Source organism: Burkholderia anthinoferrum (assembly GCF_002925705.1).
GTDB classification, from domain to species: Bacteria; Pseudomonadota; Gammaproteobacteria; order Burkholderiales; family Burkholderiaceae; genus Burkholderia; species Burkholderia semiarida.
The window spans coordinates 50,306-61,195 of sequence record NZ_LFZP01000049.1; the positions used below are offsets into that span (position 1 = coordinate 50,306).

Annotated in this window: 8 protein-coding genes; 1 reads left to right on the forward strand and 7 read right to left on the reverse strand. The window is 68.9% G+C overall.

From position 1 onward, the window contains the following. Positions 1-92: 92 nt before the first annotated feature. The 7 genes from C5F75_RS19250 to gntB all read right to left on the reverse strand — a co-directional run bounded on the left by C5F75_RS19250 (position 93) and on the right by gntB (position 6,584). Positions 93-617: a shikimate kinase gene (locus tag C5F75_RS19250; RefSeq protein ID WP_226094029.1), complete on the reverse strand. Its 525-nt coding sequence runs from the start codon at positions 615-617 to the stop codon at positions 93-95. Continuing rightward, a complete protein-coding gene (locus tag C5F75_RS19255) occupies positions 614-1,207 on the reverse strand; it encodes a hypothetical protein (RefSeq protein WP_144029757.1) in 594 nt (197 codons plus the stop codon). The genes C5F75_RS19250 and C5F75_RS19255 overlap by 4 nt, the downstream gene beginning before the upstream one ends. 74 nt (positions 1,208-1,281) lie before the next feature. Next, positions 1,282-2,424: a prephenate dehydratase gene (gene pheA, locus C5F75_RS19260; RefSeq protein WP_104012607.1), complete on the reverse strand. Its 1,143-nt coding sequence runs from the start codon at positions 2,422-2,424 to the stop codon at positions 1,282-1,284. Further along, complete coding sequence (locus C5F75_RS19265) at positions 2,421-3,440, reverse strand: NAD(P)H-dependent flavin oxidoreductase (RefSeq protein ID WP_081075380.1); 1,020 nt, start codon at positions 3,438-3,440, stop codon at positions 2,421-2,423. Before C5F75_RS19265 ends, pheA begins: the two co-directional genes overlap by 4 nt. Positions 3,441-3,457: 17 nt before the next feature. Further along, the gene (locus tag C5F75_RS19270) at positions 3,458-3,862 is read right to left on the reverse strand and encodes a thioesterase family protein (RefSeq protein WP_059584619.1); all 405 of its coding nucleotides are present in this window, start codon (positions 3,860-3,862) and stop codon (positions 3,458-3,460) included. Between the two features lie 35 nt (positions 3,863-3,897). Next, entirely contained in the window at positions 3,898-5,046 is a 1,149-nt protein-coding gene (locus C5F75_RS19275; RefSeq protein WP_059584621.1) for an acyl-CoA dehydrogenase family protein, read from the reverse strand. Positions 5,047-5,576: 530 nt separating this feature from the next. Then, positions 5,577-6,584, reverse strand: a complete 1,008-nt coding sequence (gntB, locus tag C5F75_RS19285; RefSeq protein WP_104012608.1) for a guanitoxin biosynthesis L-arginine gamma (S) hydroxylase — start codon at positions 6,582-6,584, stop codon at positions 5,577-5,579. A gap of 218 nt (positions 6,585-6,802) precedes the next feature. Between gntB and C5F75_RS19290 the strand changes: the two genes are divergently transcribed. Further along, entirely contained in the window at positions 6,803-10,816 is a 4,014-nt protein-coding gene (locus tag C5F75_RS19290) for an amino acid adenylation domain-containing protein (RefSeq protein WP_104012646.1), read from the forward strand. Positions 10,817-10,890: the final 74 nt, after the last annotated feature.

Genomic DNA, 10,890 nt, shown 5'->3' on the forward strand with positions numbered 1-10,890 from the left:
TTCGACGGTCGGCAACTGGTAGAAATGGCAGTCGGCCGCACCGGCGGCCGGCATCGTCGAAAAGCGGAAAGGGAAGGACAGAGGCGCGCGGGTTACGCGATGGCGAGTGCGTCGAGCGCGGCCGCGAGCGTTTGTGCGACGGACTGGCCGGAGGTATCGATGCGGCAGTGCGCGCACGCGCGGTACAGCGATTCGCGCGTGTCGTGCAGCGCGGCGAGCGCCGCGCGCGGGTCGGCGACGTTCAGCAGCGGGCGGGACGCGTCGCCGCGCGTGCGGTGCCACAGGGTGTCGAGATCGCTCGCGAGATGGATCACGAAACAGCGCTGGCCGAGCCGGGCGCGCGTGTCGTCGCGCAGCACGGCGCCGCCGCCGGTCGCGAGCACGAGCGCCGGCCCGCGGGTCAGCGCGTCGATGACGTCGGCTTCGCGTGCGCGGAAGTCGCCCGCATGGAATTGCGCGGCGACGGGCGCGCCGAAGCGGCGTTCGAGTTCCCGGTCAGCGTCGACGAACGGCAGCGCGAGTGCGCGGGCCAGTGCGCTGCCGACGGTCGTCTTGCCGGCACCGGGCATGCCGACGAGCGCGATGCGCATCGGGCCGGCTTGCGGGCGCGGGCTCACAGGCGGCTCCGAAGCGACGGCGCGCGGCGGGTCACGGCGGCGATGCGCTGCATCCGGACGTAGTTGGCGAGCGGGTCCAGCGCATCGGTGACGAAGGTGTGAGGCGCGCCCGGAGCCGTGTCCAGCGCAATGCCGGCGATGACGAGCGTGCCGTCGCACAGTGCGTCGGCGAGCGCGCCGATTCGCGCGCCGAGTGCCGGCGACGCCACGCCGAGATCCGCAACGACGCGGCGTGAGCGCGGCCAGTCGACCGGCTCGGCCGGGCGTACCGGCCAGCGCGCCAGGAGGCCGCCGGGCAGCGGCGTCGCGGCCCGTGCGGCGGACGTCTCGAGCACTCGCCAGGTCAGCGGCGCCGCGGGCAGGCATGCGCGCCAGCGGCCATAGGCGGTCGCCAGGCTGTCGCCGATCGCCACCGCGGGAAGCCGGAGGCGCTCGCAGCGCCGCAGCAGGCACGCGGTGCCGGCGGCGTCGGGTGTGCCGCGCACGAACGGCAGCAGCTCCAGTTCGTCGTCGTATTCGGCGCGCAACGCGCGCAGCCATCGCCCGGCGGCGAGCGACAGGCAGTCCGCCGCGGCGATGCCGCACAGCACGAGCAGGCGATCGTCGCGACCGTCGCGAATCGCGAGCAGCCGGGCGGCGACGCGGGACGAAGCGGGCGCCGTCGTCATGATGCGGCCGGGCCGTCGGCGTGCCGGTCGGGACAACCCGCGGCTCGCGGATAGGCGCCGAGAACGCGCAGCTCGGACGCGGCGAGCGCCATCTCGTCGAGCGCCGCGCGCACGTTCGGATCGAGCAGGTGCCCGCCGAAATCGATGCAGTACCGATACGCATGGCCGGCGCCGCGTGCCGGGCGCACGCCGACCCACAGCAGCGGGGCGCGGTGTCGGGCGAGCGCGTCGAATACGCGCGCGAGCGCGTCGGGCGCATCGGTCGGCCGCAGCACGATGCTCGTGCGGTCGTGGCCGGTCGGCGCGGGCGCCTGGCCACCGACGATCACGAAGCGCGTGTGGTTGTCCGGGTGATCCTGGATCGCGCTGGCAACGATTCGCAGTCCGTAAAGCGCGGCCGCGGGCTCACCGGCGATCGCCGCGCAGTCATACAGGTGCGCCGCCTCGCGCGCGGCCACCGCGTTGCTGGACACCGGGATGCGGCGCAGGCCGGGCGCATGCGCGTCGAGCCACTCGCGGCATTGCGCGAGCGCCTGCGGATGGCCGACCACGCTGTCGACGCCGGCGAGCGATCCGCTGGCGCTCAGCAGGCAGTGCGCGACCGGCAGTTCGATCTCGCCCGTGACGCTCGCCGCCTGCGCGATCAGCAGGTCGAGCGTGCGGGTCACGGCGCCTTCGGACGAATTCTCGATCGGTACGACCGCGCATTCCGCGTCGCCGCGCGCGAGCGCGTCGAATACGGCGTCGATCGTCTCGTGCGCCTGCCCGCGGGCGAATTCGCCGAAATGACGCAGCATCGCGGTTTCGGTGTAGGTGCCCGACGGGCCGAGGAACGCGACGGACGGCAGCGCTTGCGCGTCACGGCTCGCGCTGAACAGCGTCTGCCAGATGGCGCGCAGGTCGCGGTCGCGCAGCCCCCACGGCGCGCGCGTGCACAGCTCGGCCACGATCGACGCTTCGCGGGCGGGCTGCCGCACCGCGAGCCCCGCATGCCGCTTGAGATGACCGATCTCGGTTGCGTGAGCGATGCGCTGGCCGATCAGTTCGAGAAGCTGGTCGTCGATCACGTCGATCCGCGCGCGGCGTCGTGCGATCGCATCGTCGACGGACGACGGCGCGGCAAGTTCGGTCGGCGTCATGGCGTGTCGATCCGTGAAGCGGGGGAAACGGCCGGCCGGTGCGCGGCGACGTGCGCCGCCGCGCCCGGCTGCATGCGTGCGACGGCGCGCGCGTATTCGGCCGCGAGGCGTTCGACGATGTCGGCCACGCTGAGCACCGCGTCCATCGCGCCGACGCCCTGGCCGGCCCCCCAGATGTCGCGCCACTGCTTCGCGCCGCCGTCCGGCGAGAAATCGAGCTGCGCGCCGTCGACCCGTGCGAGCCGGCGCGCGTCGAGCCCGGCCGCCTCGATGCTCTGGCGCAGGTAGTTGCCGTGGACGCCGGTGAATGCATCGGTGTAGACGATGTCGGCAGCGCTGGCTTCGACGATCGTGTCCTTGTAGCGCTGCACCACGTTGGCTTCGTGCGACGCCAGGAAGCGCGTGCCGATGTACGCGAAGTCGGCGCCGAGCGCGCGCGCGGCGGCGATCGCGTCGCCCGTCGCGATCGCGCCGGACAGTGCGATGAAGCCGTCGTAGAAGCGCCGCACTTCCGTGACCAGCGCGAACGGCGACAGCGTGCCGGCGTGGCCGCCCGCGCCCGCCGCGACGAGGACGAGGCCGTCGACGCCGGCTTCCAGCGCCTTCTGCGCATGTCGCACCGTCGTGACGTCGTGCAGCACGATCCCGCCATAGGCGTGGATCGCGTCGACGACGTCGCGCGACGGCGCGCGCAGGCTCGTGATCATCAGCGGCACGCGGCGCTCGATGCAGATGCGCAGATCCTGTTCGACGCGCGGATTCGACGGATGGCAGATATGGTTGACCGCGTACGGGCCGACCGGCGCATCGGGATCGGCCTCCCGGTACGCGCGCAGCGTGCCGTCGATCGTGTCGATCCAGTCGCCGAGCTGCGCGCTGAGCCGCGCGTTGAGCGCCGGAAATGCGCCGACGATCCCGCTCCTGCACTGGGCGAGCACCATCTCGGGATAGCTCGCGATCAGCATCGGAGACGCAATCACCGGCAGCCGGAGACCCTGCAGCGGAAGCGGAATCATGGTCAGGCTCCGGCTCGTCAGCGCACGAGCGCCGCGCTGTCGCGCCGCTCGTCCAGGCGGCGGTGGAAGCCGTCGCGGCTGACGGCGCAGCGCGTATGCACGCCTTCGCCGACGACGCCCACCGCGTCGCGCACCTCGACCCGGTACGTCATCATGCGGCCGTCGACCTCGATCAGTTCGGCGTCGACCGTCACCTCCCATTCGGGCGGCGTCGGCGCGAGATGCTTGATCTCGAAGTTGTAGCCGACCGTCATCTGCCCGGCCGGCAGCAGATGGTCGGTCGCCTGCATGCAGGTCTGTTCGATGAAGATGATCATGATCGGGCTCGCGAGCGCGTGCGCTTCGCCTCCCCATTGATCGGCGAGCGAAATCGTGTCGACGCGGTGAGTGGCGCGGGCGCGCAGGCCAGTCTGGATAGTCAAGGGCAGCTCCTGAAGGGGGATGGAAGGGTGAACGCTCACGCCGCGCGCGCCGTGGCGGCCGCGCGTCGTTGCATCTGGCTGAAGATGTTGCGGTAATGCATTTCCTCGGTGCCGCCGGCCGAGCCCATCGCCAGCGCGTCGGCGACGAAGGTGGCGAGCGGGCCGCGCCGGTAGCCGTCGCTGCCGTGAATCGCGAGCAGGTGCAGCGCGGCCTGCGCGAGATCGCGCGCGCCCGCGAGCTTCGCGATCGAACAGTTCGCGAGCGCCTCGGGACGTTGCCCGACGAGTTGATCGAGCGCCGCGCGCGCCGTCCAGCGCGTGCGTTCGATGCCGACCTGGACGTCCACCAGCCGGCGCTGCACGTGCTGATGGGCGTCCAGCGCGACGCCGAGCGTCTTGCGGCCGCTGGCATGCGCGAGCGCGTCGGCGAGAAACGGCTGGGTGACGTTCGCGCACAGCAGGCCGAACAGCGCGCGATTCATCGACGCGATGTCCATCAGCAGGCGCAGCCCGTCGCCGGGCGTGCCGAGCAGTTCGTCGGCGTCGACGCGCACGCCGGACAGCGCGAGATCGCCGATCGGAAGATCCGCGACGCCGAACGTCGCCTGCGGGGCGCTGCGCCGCACGCCCGCGCGTTCGGGATCGATCAGCACCAGCGCGGTGGCCGGCTTGCCGTCGCCGGTCAGCGTCGCGACGATCATCATCAGGCGCGCTTCGGGCGCGTGGCTGATGTTGTACTTGTGGCCGTCGAGCCGGTAGTGGTCGCCGTCGCGAACGAGGCACGTTTCGAGCGCGCGCACTTCGGTGCCGGTACCTTTCTCGGAGATCGCCGTGGCGCCGATGGCGCCGGACAGCAGCGACGGCAGATGCCGTGTGCGCTGCGCGTCGGAACCGTATGCGGCGATCGCGCGAATCAGCGTCGCCTGATTGGCGAGCGCCATTGCGAAGCCGACGGAGCGCAGCGCCGCGGCGACCGCTTCGAAGGCATCGACGAAGTCGTGCCACGTGCCGCCCGCGCCGCCGAGTTCGCGCGGTACCGGCAGGCGCCACAGTCCCGCGTCCGACAAGGCATCCCATGCGTCGCGATGGAAGGCGCCGCAAGGGGCGGAACGCGCATGGCGTTCGGCGATGTCCCGGTACGCGGCGGTCGTCGTGTGCTGTGCTTCGCTGTCGGTGAGAGTCATGTCGGGGCGCGGGCTTTGCAGGGATCGTGTCGCCAATCTAATGAAAAGCGCCCGGACGAGAAACTGTCAGTTATTGCACTTCGATACGGCGCGCAGCGGGGAGTGAAGCGAGCGTGATCGGCGAGGCGATGGGCGCGGCGGAGCGCGATTGCCGGAGGGGATCTTGACGCGCGTCGCGTACATCGGCGCTCGCGGATGGTCTCTTTGTTTTGAAACGCCCGCCGGGCACCGGAGGGCCGACCTCGCGCAGGCCGACGTGATGCGCCGCCGGCGGGCGTACATGGTCGATCCGATACTCGCGGCGCGAGCCGCTCGCCGAGCGTGCGGTACCGACACGGCACCGTGTTCGTGCCGCATCGCGACTGAAATCGCGTGCCAGGTGCCCGACGGACTTCTCGACTAACGACGCTGCCGCGCGCGCAAACCACGACGGGATCGCATGCGTGCCGCCATGATCGGTCGATCCTGTCGGCAGGACCGCGTGGACATGGCCGCGGCGATGCGGGCGACGAGGACGATTACACGTACGCTCATGAGTTCGACTGCGGTGCGTGAGACGGGGTGGCCGGTGCCTTGTAGCCTTCGAGGATCTGTTCCATTACCGACAGCGGGTGGCTTCCGCGCGACACGATTCCGCCGGTGCGGGCGTTGGCGCGCGCATAGTGTTCGTCCCGCATCAGGATTCGGTGGGCCGCAGGCAGGTTCCAGTACGGGATGGCCGCGAGAAGATGATGCGTGAGGTGTAGATTGTCGCCATGCATGCCGATGAACCAGCGTTCCCACCATGACGGAAATCGGTTGCGGGTCATCAGCAATTCGTCGGTTTCCCTGCCGAACAGGCCGAAGTGCTCGGATACCTCGGATAGCCACCCGATGACCTGGAACGACGTCAGGTACGGAATCAGCCAGAAGAGCAGGTACCCTGCGGGGTTCGTGGCAATGCCAAGGACTGCTAACAGGAAGGCATGGACCAGGATCAGCTTTATCGCGCCACGCCGCGATTTGAGCAGCGACGCAACGCGATGACGGACGAGGTAGTTGGCGTAGCTGAACACGTTCAGCAACATCAGGGTACGAAGCACGTGGCCGAAGCAGAACTCGAATCGATCCTCGGCGCGCTGAAGGCCCGAGTCGATATAGTAGATGTAGTCCGGATCGCGCGTCGGATCGCCGAGAAACCGGTGATGCGACATGACGTGAGACTGGCGATACGATTCGAAATCCTGAAAAACCGGGAGACCGGAAAGATATTCGCCGATGAAACGATTCAAGCGGCCATTGCGTGCGAGTGTCAGATGCGCCGCTTCGTGCAATAGCGACGCGAGTGCGCGCTGGCGGGATCCGACGATCAGCACGGTCAGCGGATACGCGTACGGCGTCAGCCTTGTCATCCAGATCGCGCCGGCGATCGTCGCAAGGTCGCCCATCCAGCCCAGTAGCCCGCGCCAGTTGTTCTTCCGGTACAGCGGGTCGAGATCGGCCTTGAGTACGGCGTCTATCCGGAACTTCCTCAACACGCCCGTATTCTGTTCGCGCATATCGATTCCTTGCCTGTTTTGAAATGCGAACCAAGTTATACGAACGTGTTTTGCACAGCATCTGTGAAATTTCGCTGTGGAAATTGACAGTGAAATTTCGCAGGTTGTGAGACGGCCATGTCCCGTGTTCTTCTTCCATTGTGATTCGGACTTTCAGGCATGTCGATCGAGTACGGTCGCATGCCAATTTTCAGCAACGAGAAAACAAGGGAGTGGTCGTGAGCAAACATTTCGATGAGACGGGCAATGTCCTTGATCGGTTGAGCGAATCCGCCGGCCGCAGCTACCCGGCGGGAACGGAGGCGCGGCTGTCGATGTCGCAGGAGCAGGCGTGGTTTCTCGAGATGCTGGTGCCGGACAGCATCGCGTACAACTTCCAGGCGGTCCTCAACCTGCGCGGCGCTCTCGACATCGGCGCGCTCGAGCGTGCGCTCGGGCGGCTCGTTCAGCGCCATCAGAGCCTGTCGACGGTATTCGTCGAGCACGACGGCGAGCCGGTGCAGCGCATCGAACCCGCATGGCCCGTCACGGTGCCAGTCGTCGACATGTCGAAGACGGCCGAGCACGCGCGCGACGCGTACATCGAATCGCTGATCAGGGTAGAAACGGGCGCCAAGATCGACGTCGGCACGCTGCCGCTGGTGCGCTGGGTTCTGTTCAAGCGCAGCGAGCATGATCATGCGCTGCTGCACATCGAGCACCACCTGATTCACGATGGCTGGTCGTTTCGTTTGTTCCTGCGCGAATTGAGTCACTTCTACAACGCGGAGCGTGGCAGGCAGGACCTTGCGCCGCTCGAGCCGGTCATTCAGTTCATCGACTATTGCGAGTTCGAACGTGCGTGGCTCGAATCGACGGCCGGCCTCGCGGGACGCGCGTACTGGCGGGAACGCCTGCGGACATGGTCCCCTTACGGCCATTCGCCGTTCCCGCGCGCCGGCGCGCCGGTCGCGAATCTCGATTTCGTTGGCAGTTCGGTATCGGTGCCGTTCCCCGCCGCGCTGGCCACGCGCCTGAAGCATTACGCGGCGCAGCGCAAGGCAACGCTGTTCGAGACGATGTTCTCGGTGTTTGCATCCGTGGTTGCCGCGCGCTCGGGCAATACACGCCAGATCGTCGGCACGGCCGTCGCTAATCGAGACGTCCAGGGGATTCAGAACACGATCGGCATGCTCGTGAACATGCTGCCGGTATGCGTCGAGCTGTCGCCCGACATGCAATGGCCTGCCCTGATCGACCGCGTGAAGGACGAGATCCGCGCCGGATGTTCGCATTCGCACGTGCCGTTCTCGAGCATGGTCGCCGATCTTCAGCCCGAACGCGCGACGAATCTGCTGCCGTACATTCAGGTCGCGTTCAGTTTCCATAATTCGATGACGCGCAAGCTCAAATTCGACGGGCTGGACGTCGACATTCTCGAAGGGCTCAGCAATGGTTCGGCCAAGTTCGATCTGAACGTGATAGTCGTGTTCGACGACGAGACGCGCCCCGAAGCCGGTGGGCGCTTCATGCTCGAATATTCGACGTCCGCGGCGGCCGAGGCGGATGTGCTCGCGCTGATGAATGCGTTCTTCGCGACCGCGAATGCCTGGCTCGACGATCCCGATCGCCGTCTCGGCGCGCTTGCGGGCGCGCCGGCCGGTGGCGCGGACGATGCGCAGCCCGTGGCCGGCGACGCGGACGTCGCGTTCTGGCGCGCGCAACTCGACACGGAGGTGGGCGAGCTGATCGCGGATGCACCCGCCGGGACGCCGCCCGTCGAGTTCTACACCGGGCGGCAGGACCCGGCCAGCGGCGCCGAGTCGCTCATGCAGTTGGACGCGGCATGCGACGCGAGCGGGATCGCGCCGGCCGCTGCGTCGCTCGCGCTGCATGCGGCGGCCCTCGCGCGCTTCAGCGGCAGTCTCGATGTCGTGATCGGGCTTGCATCGGACATCGACGGTCGCACACTGCCCGTGCCGCTGCCGGTCGCGCTGCACGTCGACCCGTCCGCCTCATTCGCCGAATTGTCCGGAATGGCCGGGCGCGCGTGGCGACAGGCAGTTGAGCGTCATGCACGCGCACCGCAGGCGTTGGATGTCGCGACGGCCGAATGGCGCGCGGGTACGGGCCATGCAACGGCGCCGGGCTTCCAGTCGACGTTCGCCGTGACGTACGACTCGCCCGCGTCGCACGCCGCGACGCAGGGCGGTCGCACCCGCATCGACGCGCTGCTGTGCGTTACGCCAGGCGGCACGACGCCGACCCCGGTTTATACCTCCGAAGGGTTGTCGGCGCAGACTGTCGCGTCGTTCGCGCGGGCGGTCGAACGGTTGGTCGATGCGGCCGCGCTGTCGCTCGACATGCGCATCGGCGCCGCCGACGCTGTGGGCGAGCCGGGCGAGATCGCCGCACTGCGCCGGCAGGCGGAAGGCGCGCGGCCGCCGTACCGGGAAGCGACGCTGCATGCGCTCGTCGAGCGCTGGGCGGCCGAACGGCCCGATGCGCCCGCGGTGCGGTGCGGCGAGTCCGTATGGACCTATGCGGAACTCGATGCGAAAGGAAGCGAGGTCGCTGCGCACCTGATCGCGTGCGGTGTGCGGCCTGGGGATGTGGTAGGCGTCAGCATGGCCCGCTCGCCCGCGCAGGTGGGTGCGCTGCTCGGCATCCTGAAAGCGGGGGCCTGCTATTTGTCGCTCGATGCGGCACTGCCCGCCGCGCGTCGCGACTGGCAGGTCAGTGCAGCCGGAGTCGCGCATGTGTTGGTCGACGCGGACGCGCCGCCGTTCGCAGACGGTGTCGCGACCCACTGCGTCGATCGCGTGCCGCTCGGATCGTACGCCGGGATTCGCGATGCCGGCAGGCCCGACGCAGGCATCGACGCGCCGTGCTACTACATGTTCACGTCCGGTTCGACCGGCGAGCCGAAGGCGACGCCGAGCCGCCATCGCGACGTGGTGAATTTCCTGACGAGCGACAGCTGCGTGAAGATCGGGCAGGACGACCGCGTGCTGATGTTCGCGCCGCTCGCGTTCGACGCGTCGACGTTCGAGATCTGGGGCGCGCTGCTCAACGGCGCGCAACTGATCGTGCAGCCTGGCACGCATGCGAGCCTCGAGGATCTTGCCGATACGCTCGTGTCGTCGCAGGCGAGCGTGATATGGCTCACTTCCGCGTTGTTCCAGGAGATGGTCGCGCAGCATCCGCAAGCGCTGCGGCACGCGCGGCAGGTGCTGACCGGCGGCGACGTCGTGTCGACCGACGCGATGCGCGGTTTCTTCGCGGCAGGCGGGCGGGCGCTCACGGTGTGCTACGGGCCGACCGAAGGCACCGTGTTCACGACGGCATATACGCTCGAACGCCCGGAGGATATCGATGCGCGCGCGCTGATCGGTCGGCCGATTTCGCATCGCGACCTGTACGTGATCGACGTGTTTGGCAATCTGGCCGCGCCAGGCGTGCCCGGTGAACTGTACGTGGGCGGCGGCGTGACGGACGGCTATCTGAAGCGGCCCGACCTGACGGCGCAACGCTTTGTCAGCCTGCCGTGGTTGAGTGGGCGCACGCTGTTCCGATCCGGCGACATCGGCCGCTGGACCGCCGAAGGTTGCGTCGAGTTCCTGGGCCGGCGCGACAGCCAGATCAAGATTCGCGGGTTTCGGATCGAGACGGGCGAAATCGAGCAGGCCATGCGGGCACTGGACGGCGTCGCCCAGTGCGCGGTGGTGGTGGCCGCGCAAGGGGCGGACAAGCGGATCGAGGCGTTCGTCACGGCCACGCGCGGCGCGACGCCCTCCGCGGCCGTGCTGCGCGACGCACTGGTCGATATCCTGCCCGACTACATGGTGCCCGCGCGTGTCCACGTCGTGGAGCGCCTGCCGATGACGGCCAGCGGCAAGCTGGACAAGCGCGCGCTGCGCGACGCACTCGCGCCCGTGGAAACGGACGCGGGCGCCCAGCAGGATGTGCGCCGCACCGCGCCGACCGGTGCGCTGGAAGAGGCGATTGCCGCGGTCTGGGCCGACGTGCTGAAACTCGACGTCATCGAGCGCGAGCAGGACTTCTTCTCGATCGGCGGCCATTCGCTCGCCGGCATGCGGATCGTATCGCGCCTCGGCAAGACGCTCGGCCGGCGCGTGTCGCTCGACACGCTGTTCCGCTTCCCGACGGTCGCGTCGTTCGCCGGCGCGCTGTCCGACAGCCCGGCCCACGCGACGCCGGCCGCCGCCGTGGCGGCCGGCCAGGCTGTCTGACCCGCGGCCGGCCCGGCCGAACCTTTCCCATCCTCGAAGCACCTCCGCGCGCGCCGACCGGCGCGCGCCTTCCA